This window comes from Micromonospora sp. BL1, from assembly GCF_003667485.1.
GTDB classification, from domain to species: domain Bacteria; phylum Actinomycetota; class Actinomycetes; order Mycobacteriales; family Micromonosporaceae; genus Micromonospora; species Micromonospora tulbaghiae.
Map to the genome: position 1 here is coordinate 1 of NZ_RCVK01000019.1, position 390 is coordinate 390.

At 54.4% G+C, this 390-nt stretch carries 1 protein-coding gene; it reads right to left on the reverse strand.

Annotated features, from left to right (window positions below):
• Positions 1–25: 25 nt before the first annotated feature.
• A partial coding sequence (gene rpsF, locus EAD96_RS00070; RefSeq protein ID WP_121682853.1) for a 30S ribosomal protein S6 occupies positions 26–390 on the reverse strand: 365 nt, incomplete at its 5' end.

Below are 390 nucleotides of genomic sequence, written 5' to 3' on the forward strand. Positions count from 1 at the left end.
ACGCCAGACGGTTGGTCATCAGAAATTACTCTTCAGAATCCCCAGCTTCAGCATCATCTGCGGTTTCGTTAGCGAAATCATCGCGACGCTCACGGCGCTCGCCTTTCGCTTTAACCATCGGAGAAGCTTCGGTAACAGCGTGCTTAGTACGCATAACCATGCTGCGGATAACGGCATCGTTGAAGCGGAAGGTAGTTTCCAGCTCATCGATCACTTCCTGCGGCGCTTCAACGTTCATCAGAACGTAGTGCGCTTTGTGCAGTTTGTTGATCGGGTAAGCCAGCTGACGGCGGCCCCAGTCTTCCAGACGGTGGATCTTGCCTTCTGCGCCAGTGATGGCAGCAGAGTAACGCTCGATCATGCCCGGAACCTGTTCGCTCTGGTCAGGAT